General features: G+C 34.7%; 15 protein-coding genes and 1 tRNA gene. 7 read left to right on the forward strand and 9 right to left on the reverse strand.

The genetic code is table 11. The annotated features are described in order from the left end of the window. Positions 1 to 2: 2 nt before the first annotated feature. From pth to psbH, 3 genes are all read right to left on the reverse strand, one after another. Positions 3 to 614, reverse strand: coding sequence for an aminoacyl-tRNA hydrolase (gene pth / locus SIB53_RS05340; RefSeq protein ID WP_413677258.1), 612 nt, complete (start codon positions 612 to 614; stop codon positions 3 to 5). A 63-nt stretch (positions 615 to 677) separates the two neighbouring features. Then, positions 678 to 893 (reverse strand): TatA/E family twin arginine-targeting protein translocase, encoded by a 216-nt coding sequence (locus SIB53_RS05345; protein WP_269624218.1) that lies wholly within the window; start codon positions 891 to 893, stop codon positions 678 to 680. A gap of 33 nt (positions 894 to 926) precedes the next feature. Beyond that, entirely contained in the window at positions 927 to 1124 is a 198-nt protein-coding gene (gene psbH, locus SIB53_RS05350) for a photosystem II reaction center phosphoprotein PsbH (RefSeq protein ID WP_413677259.1), read from the reverse strand. A 369-nt stretch (positions 1125 to 1493) separates the two neighbouring features. Here psbH and SIB53_RS05355 point away from each other — a divergent pair, with 369 nt between their 5' ends. Both SIB53_RS05355 and SIB53_RS05360 read left to right on the forward strand, forming a co-directional pair. Further along, positions 1494 to 1622, forward strand: coding sequence for a photosystem II reaction center protein I (locus SIB53_RS05355; protein WP_011294252.1), 129 nt, complete (start codon positions 1494 to 1496; stop codon positions 1620 to 1622). Positions 1623 to 1727: 105 nt separating this feature from the next. After that, positions 1728 to 3707, forward strand: coding sequence for a DUF3769 domain-containing protein (locus tag SIB53_RS05360; protein WP_413677260.1), 1980 nt, complete (start codon positions 1728 to 1730; stop codon positions 3705 to 3707). On the opposite strand, the gene SIB53_RS05365 is transcribed toward SIB53_RS05360, so the two are convergent. The 5 genes from SIB53_RS05365 to SIB53_RS05385 form a co-directional block, all read right to left on the reverse strand. Next, positions 3704 to 4324 carry a 3-isopropylmalate dehydratase small subunit gene (locus SIB53_RS05365; protein ID WP_413677261.1) on the reverse strand — a complete coding sequence of 207 codons (621 nt, stop codon included), beginning with the start codon at positions 4322 to 4324 and terminating at the stop codon, positions 3704 to 3706. The genes SIB53_RS05360 and SIB53_RS05365 overlap by 4 nt on opposite strands. A gap of 24 nt (positions 4325 to 4348) precedes the next feature. Then, positions 4349 to 5758 carry a 3-isopropylmalate dehydratase large subunit gene (gene leuC / locus SIB53_RS05370; protein ID WP_413677262.1) on the reverse strand — a complete coding sequence of 470 codons (1410 nt, stop codon included), beginning with the start codon at positions 5756 to 5758 and terminating at the stop codon, positions 4349 to 4351. Positions 5759 to 5781: 23 nt separating this feature from the next. Beyond that, the gene (locus SIB53_RS05375) at positions 5782 to 7074 is read right to left on the reverse strand and encodes a competence/damage-inducible protein A (protein WP_413677263.1); all 1293 of its coding nucleotides are present in this window, start codon (positions 7072 to 7074) and stop codon (positions 5782 to 5784) included. Beyond that, positions 7061 to 8296 carry a serine hydroxymethyltransferase gene (glyA, locus tag SIB53_RS05380; RefSeq protein ID WP_413679122.1) on the reverse strand — a complete coding sequence of 412 codons (1236 nt, stop codon included), beginning with the start codon at positions 8294 to 8296 and terminating at the stop codon, positions 7061 to 7063. The genes SIB53_RS05375 and glyA overlap by 14 nt, the downstream gene beginning before the upstream one ends. 124 nt (positions 8297 to 8420) lie before the next feature. Then, a tRNA-Arg gene (locus SIB53_RS05385) sits at positions 8421 to 8494 on the reverse strand. A 176-nt stretch (positions 8495 to 8670) separates the two neighbouring features. On the opposite strand from SIB53_RS05385, the gene SIB53_RS05390 reads away from it, so the two are divergent. Both SIB53_RS05390 and SIB53_RS05395 read left to right on the forward strand, forming a co-directional pair. After that, positions 8671 to 8967 carry a DUF3181 family protein gene (locus SIB53_RS05390; RefSeq protein WP_413677264.1) on the forward strand — a complete coding sequence of 99 codons (297 nt, stop codon included), beginning with the start codon at positions 8671 to 8673 and terminating at the stop codon, positions 8965 to 8967. Between the two features lie 25 nt (positions 8968 to 8992). Next, positions 8993 to 9256 (forward strand): cytochrome-c oxidase, encoded by a 264-nt coding sequence (locus SIB53_RS05395; protein WP_413677265.1) that lies wholly within the window; start codon positions 8993 to 8995, stop codon positions 9254 to 9256. On the opposite strand, the gene murJ is transcribed toward SIB53_RS05395, so the two are convergent. Next, the gene (murJ, locus tag SIB53_RS05400) at positions 9243 to 10850 is read right to left on the reverse strand and encodes a murein biosynthesis integral membrane protein MurJ (protein ID WP_413677266.1); all 1608 of its coding nucleotides are present in this window, start codon (positions 10848 to 10850) and stop codon (positions 9243 to 9245) included. The two genes, SIB53_RS05395 and murJ, sit on opposite strands and share 14 nt — an antisense overlap. Before the next feature lie 75 nt (positions 10851 to 10925). On the opposite strand from murJ, the gene sfsA reads away from it, so the two are divergent. The 3 genes from sfsA to SIB53_RS05415 all read left to right on the forward strand — a co-directional run bounded on the left by sfsA (position 10926) and on the right by SIB53_RS05415 (position 14777). Further along, the gene (gene sfsA / locus SIB53_RS05405; RefSeq protein WP_413677267.1) at positions 10926 to 11690 is read left to right on the forward strand and encodes a DNA/RNA nuclease SfsA; all 765 of its coding nucleotides are present in this window, start codon (positions 10926 to 10928) and stop codon (positions 11688 to 11690) included. A gap of 274 nt (positions 11691 to 11964) precedes the next feature. Further along, complete coding sequence (locus SIB53_RS05410) at positions 11965 to 13455, forward strand: ammonium transporter (RefSeq protein WP_413677268.1); 1491 nt, start codon at positions 11965 to 11967, stop codon at positions 13453 to 13455. A 119-nt stretch (positions 13456 to 13574) separates the two neighbouring features. Next, positions 13575 to 14777: a 4-hydroxy-3-methylbut-2-enyl diphosphate reductase gene (locus SIB53_RS05415; protein ID WP_413677269.1), complete on the forward strand. Its 1203-nt coding sequence runs from the start codon at positions 13575 to 13577 to the stop codon at positions 14775 to 14777. Positions 14778 to 14814 lie beyond the last annotated feature (37 nt).

Here is a 14814-nt window from a genome sequence, read left to right on the forward strand (position 1 = left end):
AATTATAAATTCTCTGACTTATAAGAATTTAGTCGAGTAGTTATCTTTTCCCAATTACTAGATGTGATTGATTCAATACAACTAATTATTTCCTGAATAATGCAATTTAAAATTATAAATTCTTCTTTTGAAAATCTACCTAAAACGTGAGAAACAGTTTTAGATTTTCTTTCTTTTTGATTATCACTTGGCGGGCCTATACCAATTTTTAAGCGCTTAAACTCATTTGTACCAAGATGTTTAATAATACTTTTTAATCCATTATGGCCGCCTGAACTCCCTTTAGAACGGACTCGGATTTTTCCCAGGGGTAGATCCATGTCATCAACTAGAACTATGAATTGATGATTTTCAAAATTAAACCAATCCTTTGCTGATCTTACTGATTTTCCACTTTCATTCATATATGTATTAGGCATTAAAAGCCTTGTTTTTTTGATACCAGTTCCATATTCACAAGTTTTCCCAAAGAGTTTTTTGCTTTCACGAAAGCTACAATTTTTTTTCTTCGCAATTTCTTCTATCACCATAAACCCAACATTATGACGAGTTTTATTGTAGTCAGCTCCAGGATTGCCTAAGCCAACTAATAATTTCAATTCATCGGAAAGCATACCAATTGAAAAGAATAGTTGTTGTGTCTAAAAATTAGAAATATTTAAATATTTTTGGAGAAATTAATTTTCTTTGTCGACAATGTTTTCATTTGAAGATTCTTCTTCAGTCATGGCGTTTTTTATTTCACGCTCAAATTCTGTAGAGGCACTTTGAAGACCTTTAAGAGTCTTTCCAATAGTTCGCCCAAGTTCAGGAAGACGTTTTGGACCAAAAATAACAAGTGCCAATCCGGCAATTACTGCTATTTCGGGCAAACCAACCCCAAAAATATTCATGGGCGAATCTCAACTGCTCAGAATTTAATCAATTCAGCCGTTCCAGTCGACGGAAAAACCTTGTAATAGAAGTGACTGGTTATAAATTTGGAGCATAATCACTAGAAAAACCAGTAGTAAAATCCCAATAAAGGCCATTACTGGTACAGCTCCCCAACCAGGTACAACTTTACCTTGTCCAGAATTTCCAATGGATTTAAGCAAAGATCCAAGTGCTGTTTTTTGTCCCATGTCGTTTCTCTTAGCTCAGATTTGTATGAGTCAAGATATTGTATGAGAACTTGTCCAAAAGAAGAAGAGACTGTAGAAACTTGTGATGGAATGAACCAAAAAAAGATGAAATTTATTAAAAGTGATCGAAAAACAAGCTTAAAAACGAGAAAAATTACAAAAAAAAGGAATTCAAGGATTTGAGAAATTATTACAACAAAAAAAAAATTGATCTTTCTATCCATATTTCCTGCATTTATTGGCTTTTGGGCTGTCTTCGAGGGATAAAAGATTTTTCCATTTCCAAAAGTCTGTAACACCTTTGGTTTTTTCATTGGAGTTATTGACTTAATAGGATAGGTTTAATTTCTATTTAGTTGGTTCGGATTCATGCTTGCCCTCAAGATTTCCGTTTATACGGTCGTCTTTTTCTTTGTCGGGATCTTTTTATTTGGTTTCTTGGCAAGTGATCCAACAAGGACACCCAATAGAAAGGATTTGGAAAGTCCTCAGGACTAAAAATGACACGCAAATTACTGGACTAAACAAGCCCCTGTAATTGCTTTATTCGGTATCATCATTTTCGTCGGCTTAAGTCATTTGGCGGCGAAGAAGAATTTTCTATTGTCATTAAACCTTAGGATTCTTGGGTTTATTACTTTAATGTCTCTATGTGAGATTTCTAGTGGAAAGGAGACGTTTGCTGAAACATCGTTTATAAATAAGAATTATAATTTTTCTTTAGGTAATTTAATTGAAACCTCTAAAAGATCCTCAGTAAGAAAATCAGAATTAAAAGATATATTTTTAACTCTTAAAATTTTTGCTGATAAGCAATATGATTATGATCAAAATATTTTTCTAGCAGAGGGGAATGTAAAGGCTCTAATAAATGGTGGAATTTTAAGAGCAGACTCATTAAGCTATGACAAATTAACTGGTGTTTTATCTGCTGAAGGCAATATCAGATTCAGCAAAGGAGGGCAATATTTTAGAGCTAAAGAATTTAATTATAATCTTTTAAAGAAAGAAGGACTTATTAAAGAAACATATGGGTTATTAGGTGTGAAAAATGTATTAGATGATTTAAAACTTGATACTAATTCAAATCAGAATGAAGATCAAAATAGTACTAATAATAAAGAAATAAATACTTATGATGATGGAATAGAATTTGCTTTTGGAAATATAAAATTGCCAGAAAACAAAGTAACGAGATCTAATAAATCGATAGGTTCAATTAATAACTGGAGATTTAAATCTAACTTAATAAATATTAAGGAGAGTGGTTGGAGATCTAACAAAATTATTTTTACGAATGACCCATTAGACCCTCCTCAAATCTCTTTTGAGGGAATTGATGTGATCGCAAAAGAAGATGAGGATGGTAAATTACTTATTACTAGTTCTAAAACTAATTTAATTCTTGAGAATAGAACAAAGATTTTTTTAGGTAAAAGAATTTTTGGAGAAAAAAAGAAAAAGAAAAGTAAATTTCAATTTATATTTGATGCTAAAGATCGTGATGGACTAGTTTTTGCAAGAAGAAGTAATACCAAAAATATTAATAATATAGAACTTGACTTTCAACCTCAGTTCTTGATTAATAGAGCTATTCTAGGTAAAACTTATAGTTATAAAAATAGTCAGAGTAAAAATATTAATCTTTCTGATCTATTTGGTTTAAATATAAGGCTAAAAGCAAGTGATGAAAATTGGAGCTTAGAAAGTGAAAATGATTTAAGTTCATTGAATACATATAGATTTTTCAGTGCTTTAAGGCATTCAAGTACTTTAAGAAGGTATTTTAGAATGCCTGTTCTAGAAGACTCAAGTTTTAATATTTTTACTACTTATAGATCTAGAGCTTGGAATGGAACAATTGGTGAAACTGAGATCAAATCTGCATTTGGAGGTTTTATTGAAAAGACGAAGTTTTTTAAAAATGGTGATGTTGAAAATAACTTAAATATTCGAATAGGAACAGCTAAATATGAATCAGAAAAATTAGAAAATAGTAAAATGATAAGTCATTGGCGGTCTAGTATTTTTGTTTCTTTAGATAGTGAATATCCAATCTGGAAGAGTAATCCAAAAAATCTTTATAGAAAGAAAGAGACGATTTTATCTCCTGTTTTAATTAACCCTGAACTAGTCTTCAGAACTAATATTAATTCAGCCTATTTTAACTATATAAATTCAATGGATCAGGGCTTTCTAAAGCTGAGTCTTGGCCCTGAAGTTAGACTAGGAACTTTAGAGAGAAATTTTCTTGATTATACAAAAATCTCGGTTATGCCAGGTGTGAAAGTTAAGTTTGGAAATAGTCCATTTAAGTTTGACAACGCTATTGATTTGAAAACGCTAAATATAAGTTTAATGCAACAAATATATGGACCTTTAATCTTTGATGTGGTCTCTAATTTAAATATTGATAATGGTTCGATAAATTATAGAGAATATTATGATACAAAGTTAGGCCTTTTATTGCATAAAAGATCTTACGAATGTGGAATTTACTATCATCCCAATAATGATGCCGGTGGAATATATTTTCGTATAAATGGATTTAAATTTGGTAATTCTGTAAATCCAGTATTTTAGATTTCTTCTTTGAAATTATTTAAATAGGGTAGATTTTTGACTGTAGTATTGATTTTTTCCTCTTCATCTAATAGTTGAGAAGTGGCATCCCATTTCCCTGAAGAAAGCATTTTGTATGCTCCCCCTTCCAAATCGAGTCTAAAGATTTCTTTTTGATTGGAAATTGAAAGTTCCTTAAGATTAAAATCCCAAATTTGATTGCAGTTCTCATTAACTAGGTTTTGTAATTTCGTAATTTCTTGTTTTGAGGACGTCATGCAAGGTATGCCAAGTGCAAGACAATTCCCAAAGAAAATTTCAGCAAAACTTTCACCGATAATTAATCTTATTCCCCATCTCATAAGAGCCTGTGGGGCATGTTCGCGACTTGAACCACAGCCAAAATTATCATTAACTACAAGAATATTGCTTCCTTTATGCTGGTCTAGATCAAAAGGGTGTTTGCCTTTCAGTTCTTTTCTATCATCTGCAAAGACTTGTTCTCCTAATGCGGAAAAACTTACACATTTGAGAAATCTTGCTGGAATAATTCTGTCAGTATCAATATCATCGCCTTTGATTACCAAGCTGCGGCCTTTAATTGAATTGATTTCTCCTTTTGGAAATTCCTGTTTCATTGATGTATAACGTTATTTGTAGTTTTATTCTTGGAGTAATTTTCTTACATCCGTAACCTTCCCATTGATTGCAGCAGCTGCAACCATGGCTGGACTCATCAATAAGGTTCTTCCATTTGCAGACCCTTGCCTCCCTTTAAAATTTCGATTACTTGAGCTAGCGCTTATTTGTCTTCCTTCTAACTTGTCTTGATTCATTGCTAGGCACATTGAACAACCTGGCTCTCTCCATTCAAAACCTGCTGTAAGGAAAATCTTATCTATTCCTTTTTGCCTGGCCTCTTTAGCAACCTTTTGGGAGCCGGGCACGACAAAAGCTCTAATTCCTGCAGAGACTTTCCGACCTTTAACAATTTTTGATGCCTCTTGGAGATCACTTAATCTTCCATTCGTGCAGCTACCTATAAAGCAAACATCAATTGATGTTCCTTCTATGGGTTGGTCTGCTTCTAGATTCATGTATTTGCATGCATCTTTAGCGATTTGTTGCTCATTTTTTGGTAGTTCTTCAGGATTTGGAATTTTTTCTTTGATTGAAATACCTTGACCAGGAGTTATACCCCAAGTAACTGTGGGTTCTATAGATGATCCATCCAATTGAATCTCATCATCAAATTTGGCTTTTGAATCAGTAACTAAACTTTTCCACCACTTAATAGCGTTATCCCATTCTTGACCTTTGGGAGAATATTCTTTCCCTTTAAGATATTCAAAAGTAGTTTCATCTGGATTGATATATCCACATCTTGCACCCCCTTCAATAGCCATATTGCATATGGTCATTCTTCCTTCCATTGAAAGTTTTTCTATGGCAGGGCCAGCAAATTCATAGGCAAATCCAACCCCTCCTTTGACACCAAGCAAACGGATGATATGAAGAATAAGGTCTTTGGCATAAACTCCCTTCTGCAATGAACCATCTACCCATATTCTTCTTACTTTTAATTTTTTCATCGCCAAACTTTGACTTGCTAAAACATCTCGAACTTGACTTGTTCCAATGCCAAATGCAATTGCTCCAAATGCTCCATGCGTTGAGGTATGCGAATCTCCGCAAGCTACCGTCATCCCAGGTTGGGTTAGTCCTAATTCCGGAGCCATAACATGAACTACGCCTTGGGAATTGCTTCCAATACCATGAAATTTTATTCCATTGGTTTTGCAATTTTTTTCTAAAGTAGCCAGCATTTCCTCTGCGAGAGGATCACTAAAAGGACGCTGTTGATTTAATGTTGGAACGATATGATCAACAGTAGCAATTGTTAGATTAGGGAATTTTACTTCAAGATTTTTTTCTTTAAGAGCCGAAAATGCTTGTGGGCTTGTAACTTCGTGAATTAAATGAAGGCCAACAAAAAGTTGCGTTGATCCTCCAGGTAGCTGTTTTACCTGATGGAAGTTCCAAACTTTGTCGTAGAGGGTTCCAGTACTCAACTGTCAAATCCAAAAATTAGGACTTAGTTGTCCATGATTATAGATAAACGTAATCTATCAAGAGCATTTAAAACGCTTAATTTTTGAATATCTTCTCTTGTCTTATGAGATCCAAATCTTTCCTCCCATGTGATGAGAGTCTTTGGACCCTTAATACAAAAATTGACTAGACCAACTGGTTTTAATTTACTTCCTCCAGTCGGCCCTGCAATTCCACTGACAGATATAGCCCAGTTAACTTTGAATGTTTTTTGGACACCTTCTGCCATTGATTCAACTACTTGCTTTGAGACTGCACCATAGGTATTAATTAATTCCTCAGGGACACCTAATATTCTTTGCTTGATCGAATTGTTGTATGCGATAACGCCTCCATGGAAAATTTTTGAAGATCCAGGAATTTTGCTAAGTTGATAACTTATTCCACCTCCCGTGCATGATTCTGCAACAGCAATTGTTTCTTTTCTTTTCAGTAATAATTTAAATACTATTTTTTCAAGAGTTACATTATCTACTCCAAAGCATTTAAATCCAGTGACTTGAGTTAACTCTTTTTCGATAGGTTTTATCAATTTATTAGTTTCTTCTAAATTATCTCCATTTGCTGTGATGCGTACCTTTACTTCTCCGGTACTTGCATAAGTAGCAACAGTAGGGTTATTTGCTTTAAGTAAATGTGTGATTTTTTCAGCTAGTGATGATTCACTTATACCCGCGAAATGTAGAACTTTGCTAGAGATAATTTTTTTAGAGAAATTATTATTAATTAACCATTTTTCTGCTTCATTAATCCACATTCCTTTTAATTCACTTGGAACTCCAGGGAAAGTAAGAATTGTAAAATTATTCTTTGGACTCCATATGATTCCAGGAGCTGTGCCTGAGTAATTATTTATTATTTTAGAACCTTTTGGGACTAAGGATTGCTTTTTTTGACTCTCAGATAATTTACTTGTTTTATCTCTTAATTTGTTTTTCAAATCAAGCAAAATATCATTTCTTTGTTCTAGTGGTGTGTTAAAAGCATCAGCGATTACCTGCGTTGTTATATCATCAGGTGTGGGTCCAAGACCACCTGTTGTGATTAGAATTGCTGATCGATTAGACGCCTCAAGTATTGCTTCTTTTAATCTCGCAGAGTTATCTCCGATAACGGTTTGTCTGAAATGAGGAATACCTAAAATTGCTAGTTGCTCTGCTATCCATTGAGAATTAGTATTAACGATATTTCCTAGAAGTATTTCACTCCCAATGCATAAAACTTCTGCTCCGAATTTATTTTTATTGTTAATATTTATTTCTTTAAATGTTTTCACTATATAAAGGAAACTTATTACAAAGTTCAGATACTTTTTGGATTGAGGCTTCCTTTATTTTTTCATCGTTAGGGTTAAGTAGTCTATCTGCAATTATATTTCCAACATCCTCAAAGGCCTTTTCATCAAAACCCCTTGTCGTGAGAGCTGCTGACCCTAGCCTTAGCCCACTAGTAACAAATGGGGATTCGGGGTCAAAAGGTACAGTATTTTTGTTTGCGGTTATTTTGATATCACTAACTAACTGATCAGCAACTTTACCTGTCATACCAATACTTCTAAGGTCAAGAAGAACAATATGATTATCAGTCCCTTTGCTTACAACAGAAATACCTCTTTTTTGCAGTTGATTGGAAAGAACTTGTGCATTTGAGATTACTCTTTGGCTGTAGAGCCTGAATTCGGATTCAGAGGCTTCTTTGAATGCCACAGCCTTGGCTGCTATTACATGTTCTAAGGGACCTCCTTGGGTGCCTGGGAATACTGCCTTATCGAGCTTTTTCCCAAGCTCTTCATCTTTTGATAGTATTAGTCCCCCCCTGGGCCCCCTGAGAGTTTTGTGAGTGGTTGTTGTAACTACATCACAATATGGGATTGGACTTGGGTGAAGACCACTGGCCACTAAACCAGCAATGTGAGCAATATCAGCTAATAAATAAGCCTTGACCTCATCAGCTATTGATCTAAAAGCCTCGAAGTCAATTTTTCTTGGATACGCAGAGAATCCACAAATAATTAGCTTTGGTTGATTTTCAATTGCTTTTTTTCTGATTGCATCCATATCGAGTATTTCGGTCGTTTTATCAACTTCGTAGTGGCATGTCTTAAACCATTTGCCACTGACATTTACAGGTGAACCATGTGTGAGGTGACCTCCATGAGATAGGTCCATTCCCATGATTGTGTCACCAGGCTTGAGAAGGCTTAGAAAAACTGCAAAGTTAGCTTGTGCTCCGCTGTGTGGTTGGACATTTGCCCAGTTAGCACCAAAAAGGTTTTTTGCTCTCTTTATTGCTAACTGCTCAATTCCATCGATATATTCACATCCTCCGTAATATCTTTTGTTGGGTAGTCCTTCAGCATATTTATTTGTTAGGACTGATCCCTGTGCTTCCATTACCGCCTTTGAGGCGAAATTCTCACTTGCAATAAGTTCTAAATGAGTTTCTTGTCTTGATAATTCATTGTTTATTAATTTCGCAATACTTGGATCACATTCCATCAAAGAAGATTGAATAGTCACTTTATTCTTTTATTCATGATGTGATAGTAGACATATGTTTAGTCTAATGAGAAAAAACTTTCTCTTATTTTCTGTTTATATAAGGATTTACAAATTTTTCAAACGCGCCTGGAGAGATTCGAACTCCCGACCCTCTGATCCGTAGTCAGATGCTCTAATCCGCTGAGCTACAGGCGCATAAAAAAACAATATCAGATTGACTCCGAAGAATAGGAAAATATGTTTGTATCTATGCCTTGAAATTGATTGAAATACGATTATGAAACTGAAAAAGTTATTTTTCCATTAATTATTTTTTTGAGATAGTAACCAATTTCTATCTAAGGTCACTAATAATAAAAAACTAAGTTTTTATGACTACTTCTATAGATTCATCACAAATTAATGAGCTGGCAGTTTCAATAGCTGACAGATTATTTATTCAAGTTGGAAATTGGAACCTTTATTTAGGCGATGCTGGGCTTGCAAAGGACTTAGCTATTGAATGTCAGGCTAACTTTGATCAAGGTTCAAATGTTGCAGCTAGAAAAGGTCTTGAAGCGATTCAAGTAAAACTTGGCGGAGGTAAAACCAAATTGCCATTATCAAAATTAATTCCACCAAATCAATTTTTTGACCTTGAGGAGATTTTAGAACCCTATTGCAGATAAGATTTGATCAATTGCTTTTGTATTCTTGCTAATCATCCAGGTGACTAATGCCAGAGAGGTTGTGAGGCAGCGAATTGGTCGCTTAGGAGAAAGACTTATAGGGAAAGTTGCTGATGCTGATGTACAGGTTGAAAAGGAATTGATGAAAGAGATGGAAATAGCTTTTCAAGAGTTTGGTATTGAAGCAAGAATTCTCTCAGTTAGTGGAGTGAAAACTGATGAAATGAACTGTTTAGAAATCCCACTTAAAGTAAGATCAGAAAAAGATGTTTTTCTTAAAGACGAATAAATTTATCTTTAAAATACTTATTTAAACTATCAATATCATTAACTTTAAGAATAATTGCTAGACAATAGAATATAATAAGACTAATTCCAGACGAGATTATTATTTTCAATAATAAATTAAAGAAAGTATAGGGTAAATATATTATTTTAAAAATAAAAAATGAGCTAATACCAGAAATTAAACCAATCAAAATAATTCTAAGATTTTGAGATACTATTTGTGATAATTTCAGATTATCTAGTTTCTTATTTAATTTTAATAGTAAAAGTATGCAAGCAAATAAATTGACAAATGTAGTTGAATATACTAAACCATTTACGCCTAAGTTAATTGGAGATAGTTCCCCCCAAGGACTTGTTCCTCCTATTAAAAACCAGTCAAAAAACAAATTTAATAATATTGCTATAATAGATATTTTAAATGGTGTTTTTGAATCTTCAATACCATAAAATACTCTAACTAATAGATCTCTTAATAGATAAAAAGGCATACCTAATCCATATGCAATCAAAAGTTGGCTTACAATATCTATGGCATTTTGATTGAATGAACCTCTCCCATAGATTAATATTACTATTGGGACAGATAGTGAAATAAATATTGAACCTAGAAATGTCATCGAAGAAGTTGAGATGATGACTCCTTGATGGATTTTCTTGATCAATTTTAAATGATTTTCTCGAGCTCTTAAGCTTACAAAAACAGGTAATAATGGAATTAAAATAGAATTTGATATTATTCCAAGAGGAGCTTGAACTATAAAGTTTGCGTAACTTAGAGCGGCGGCAGCTCCAACTATTTTTGATGCAAAGAATAAATCAGTAATAACATTGATATGAATCATACCTGAAGAAAGTGAAGCAGGGGCAATCATTCTCCAGGCTCTTTTTAATTCTGAATATTTCGTTTGTATTGAAAAACTTATAGTGAAAATTCCTTTTTTAATTAGAAAAGGTATTTGAATTAAATATTGAGATAAAGCTCCAATGAATGTTGCTTTTGCTAGGATAACTCCTCCCTTAAAATTCAATACATATACATCAGCTGAAGTTTCTTTATTTATCCAAAAGTTTGATACAGCAATTATAATTATTAGACTTGAAATTAATGGAGATATAGATGGGATTAAAAATTCTTTTTTCGCATTTAGAGATCCAAAACCTATGCCTATTAGTCCAGATAAGAATATAATTGGAGACATTATTTTTAACTGAAAAGACGCTATTTCTTTGATCTCTGGGGTTAAACTTGGTCCAAGTAAATTAATCAATAAATCGGATGAAAAGAAAATAAAAAAACTTATTATTAATAGTATTATAGATACAATATTATTGATTGAATTAATAAATAATCTACTATCAACTTTGTTTTTATCTGCTAATAGTGTAACCAATGAGTTATGCAATGGCCCATTAATACCTCCTAAAAGAACCAAGAAAAATCCAGGTATAATATAAGCATAATTATATGCATCATATGCAGCGCTAATTCCGAAAGCTCCAGCAATAACTAATTGCCTTGCCATCCCTACAAACTTGCTTAATAAAGTTCCTATACTTACGACGAAAGCAATTTCTTTGATTGATTTCGGCATGTTAGATTTGAAAAAAGAGAGCTTCCATTTTTCTAGAATATTTTGTAGTTCTTGTTTTAATTGGATGTTAATTAAGTGATTGAGATTGGGAAAACCATTATTAAGTTTGCCCCTCTTGTAGAGGGGGTCTTAATTAAGAGATATAAGAGATTTTTGGCTGATGTTGAGTTGGCTGATGGTGAAATTGTTACCGCTCATTGTGCAAATACTGGACCAATGAAAGGGGTTTTGTGGCCTGGTGGTCGAGTCAGGCTTAAGTACTCTCCTTCGCCTAAACGTAAATTAGATTGGTCTTGGGAGCAAGCTGAGGTGCCAAGTCATAATGAGCTGAAGAGATGCTGGGTTGGTATCAACACATCTTTACCTAATAAATTGATTAGGAATTTAATTGAGGCGAATGGCTTAGAGAAACAATTGGGTTTAATTGCAAATATTAAGCCTGAAGTTAAATATGGTTTAGAAGGTAAAAGTCGAATTGATTTATTGCTTAAGCCAGGCGCAAGTAACTCAGATAGTAGAAATATTTATGTAGAGGTTAAAAATACAACTTGGTGTGAAAAAACATTGGCTTTGTTCCCGGACACGGTAACGACAAGAGGTCAAAAACATTTGAAGGAGTTAATGAGTATTTGTACTAATTCAAGAGCGGTTTTGATTCCTTGTATTAGTAGGAATGATTTGGAGACTTTTGCACCTTGTGATTTGGCAGATCAATTGTATGGGGAATTATTCAGAGAGGCAATATCTAAGGGTGTAGAGGTTATTCCATGTTCATTTGGTTTCTTTTCAGACCACATAACCTGGGAAGGTATTAAACCCTTTCAGATTTCACAAAAATAAAACATTTAGAATAGGATAATTAAGAACAACTATTTGAACTATTTGAACTATTTGAACTAGTTTCTTATTTTTATTTTTAATTGTGGGAAATAAAAATAATTTGAAAAGTTAATCAATTCACACTAAAAATGTGTAAATAAGAACATATCTGTAGCACCAAACTGTTTTTTTGTATCAACACCTACATCTTGTCAACATCAGTTGCATACATATTATTAATTGTATAAATTTTGGACTAACTATCCATTTCTTTTTTTCGAAGTAAGCATCATTTATGACCACTGCTTTGCAATCGCCTCCAAGGCGAATTACTTCTCGTCTTCAAGACGCAAGTCTTTTGAACGGGCCAATGCTTCTTTTAAGAAGCATTAAAGGTTTTAGAAGAAGTCAATCTTGGGCTTGGCTAGCGTCTGTCCCATTGGCACTTTTAGGATTAGGTGTATTCACTTTCTCTGCTAGAGCTGAGGTTGCACTTTCAGATTTGACTGGACCTCAAGCTGCTGCATTCTTGGCAGACAATCTTTGGTTATTTATAGCCACAATCCTCGTTATTTTTATGAACGCAGGATTTGCAATGGTTGAAGCTGGTATGTGTCGCCAAAAAAATGCGGTAAACATATTAGCTAAAAACCTATTTGTTTTTGCTCTTGCTGTTACGGCCTATTGGGTTATTGGCTATTCCCTAATGTATGGCGGTTCAGTAATTGATGGATGGCTTTATTTCCAAGGCTTGTTTGTTGATCCTGATCCCTCAGGTGCATTAGAGTGTGCAGCTGCTGGTGATACAGGTTGTCTTGTTCCAGCAGTTGATTTTCTTTTCCAATCTGCTTTTGCTGGTACAGCTGCAACTATTGTTTCTGGATTAGTTGCTGAGAGAGTCAAATTTGGTGAATTTGTCGTTTTCTCTATAGTTTTAACTGCTTTTATCTACCCAATAGCTGGTAGCTGGCAGTGGAATGGTGGATGGCTTGCTGAACTTGGCTTTATTGATTTTGCTGGCTCATCTATCGTTCACTCTGTTGGAGGATGGGCAGGTCTTGTTGGGGCAATGCTTCTTGGACCACGAATCGGCAAATTTGTTGATGGCAAAGCCCAAGCTATGCCTGGTCACAATATGGCTATTGCAACTTTAGGAGCGCTAATTCTTTGGATTGGTTGGTATGGATTTAATCCTGGTTCCGAATTAGCAATGGATCAATATGTTGCTTACGTTGCCGTGACAACAACATTGGCAGCAGCTGGTGGTGCAATTGCGGCTACAGTTCTATCTACCATTACTTCTGGTAAGCCTGATCTAACCATGATCATCAATGGTATTCTTGCTGGCTTAGTAAGTATCACTGCTGGTTGCGGCAACATGACTTTTGCTGGATCTTGGCTTGCTGGTGCGGTAGGTGGATTGATCGTAGTAATCGCAGTAGCTGCCTTAGATTCTGCAGGTATTGATGATCCAGTTGGTGCTTTCTCGGTTCACGGCGTTTGCGGTGTTTGGGGAACAGTAGTTATCGGACTTTGGGGCGTTGATGGCATGGACCCAGGTGCAGCAGGAATTGGTCTTCTTAATGGAGGAGGAATTAACCAATTCTTTATTCAAGCATTAGGTGCAGCTGCTTATGGTATCTGGACTGTTGTTACATGCTGGATTGCTTGGCAAATTATTGGTGGCTTCTTCGGAGGAATCAGAGTTAGCGAAGCAGAAGAGACCCAAGGTCTTGATATCGGTGAGCATGGAATGGAGGCTTATCCTGACTTTGCTTCTAGTTAGTTAACTTGTTTAATTCTCTAACATTAAACTTAAAAAAGCCCGGATTATATCCGGGCTTTTTTAGTGTGGTTTAATAGTGATGAGAATCCTATCAATTTGTTTTAAATTATTTAATTGAAATGGATACTCAAGCATTCAAGCAAACTCTTCACAAATCGGATCGTTATAACAGGAGAGGATTTGGCTCTGCAAATAAGAGAGCTCAGGCGCTAGCGGAGGCCTATCAAAGTGGATTGATCGGATCTATTAGAGACAATGGAAATGAATTGGAACATGGTCGACTCAAAGTCAAAATTGCAGAAGCTTTTGGTTTTTGTTGGGGAGTAGAAAGAGCTGTTGCAATGGCTTACGAGACTAGAAAGCACTATCCGAATGAAAAGATATGGATTACTAATGAAATTATTCATAACCCCTCAGTAAATGATCAGCTAAGAAAAATGGATGTTCTATTTATTACTGAGGAGAAAGGTATCAAAGACTTTTCAGGCGTAAAAGATGGAGATGTTGTAATTCTTCCTGCATTTGGTGCAACAGTTCAAGATATGAAAATGTTGCATGATAGAGGCTGTCACATCATTGATACGACTTGTCCATGGGTTTCAAAAGTTTGGCATACCGTTGAAAAGCATAAAAAACATACATTTACTTCCATAATTCATGGAAAATATAAACATGAAGAAACACTTGCCACTAGTTCTTTCGCAGGAACTTATTTAGTTGTATTTGACTTGGATGAAGCCAACTATGTAGCTGAATATATTCTTGGCAATGGTAATAGAGAGGAATTCTTAAAGCGGTTTGCTAAAGCGTCTTCAGCTGGGTTTGACCCAGATAAAGATTTGAAAAGAATTGGGGTCGCGAATCAGACAACAATGCTGAAAAGTGAAACAGAAGAAATAGGAAAATTATTCGAAAAAACGATGTTAAAACAATATGGTCCAGCTGAATTAAATGAACATTTTCTTGCTTTCAATACCATTTGTGATGCCACGGAGGAAAGACAAGGAGCAATGTTTTCTCTAGTGGATGAACCTCTTGATCTTATGGTTGTTATTGGTGGTTATAACTCCTCAAACACTACCCACCTTCAAGAAATAGCTGTGAGTAGGGGTATTCGCTCTTTTCATATTGATACTCCTGAGAGAATTGGAGAAGAGACAAATACTATTACTCATATGCCACTTGAAGGTGAATTAATTACTGAGAAGGAATTTCTTCCAAGTGGCAATATTAAAGTGGGTATTACCTCTGGTGCCTCTACTCCTGATCGAGTGGTTGAGCATGTTATCCACAAGCTTATGAAAATAAGTGAAAAAGATTAATTAGGATAAATCACAATTTTGACCCAATTTCTCGTAA

The organism is Prochlorococcus sp. MIT 0916 (assembly GCF_047305155.1).
In the GTDB taxonomy this organism is placed as follows: Bacteria; Cyanobacteriota; Cyanobacteriia; order PCC-6307; family Cyanobiaceae; genus Prochlorococcus_B.

Bases quoted from the DNA above. Each gene is read 5' to 3' on its own strand.
- pth (WP_413677258.1), bottom strand. From the start codon at position 614: ATGCTTTCCGATGAATTGAAATTATTAGTTGGCTTAGGCAATCCTGGA.
- SIB53_RS05345 (WP_269624218.1), bottom strand. From the start codon at position 893: ATGAATATTTTTGGGGTTGGTTTGCCCGAAATAGCAGTAATTGCCGGA.
- psbH (WP_413677259.1), bottom strand. From the start codon at position 1,124: ATGGGACAAAAAACAGCACTTGGATCTTTGCTTAAATCCATTGGAAAT.
- SIB53_RS05355 (WP_011294252.1), top strand. From the start codon at position 1,494: ATGCTTGCCCTCAAGATTTCCGTTTATACGGTCGTCTTTTTCTTTGTC.
- SIB53_RS05365 (WP_413677261.1), bottom strand. From the start codon at position 4,324: ATGAAACAGGAATTTCCAAAAGGAGAAATCAATTCAATTAAAGGCCGC.
- glyA (WP_413679122.1), bottom strand. From the start codon at position 8,296: ATGGAATGTGATCCAAGTATTGCGAAATTAATAAACAATGAATTATCA.
- SIB53_RS05390 (WP_413677264.1), top strand. From the start codon at position 8,671: ATGACTACTTCTATAGATTCATCACAAATTAATGAGCTGGCAGTTTCA.
- murJ (WP_413677266.1), bottom strand. From the start codon at position 10,850: ATGCCGAAATCAATCAAAGAAATTGCTTTCGTCGTAAGTATAGGAACT.
- SIB53_RS05410 (WP_413677268.1), top strand. From the start codon at position 11,965: ATGACCACTGCTTTGCAATCGCCTCCAAGGCGAATTACTTCTCGTCTT.
- SIB53_RS05415 (WP_413677269.1), top strand. From the start codon at position 13,575: ATGGATACTCAAGCATTCAAGCAAACTCTTCACAAATCGGATCGTTAT.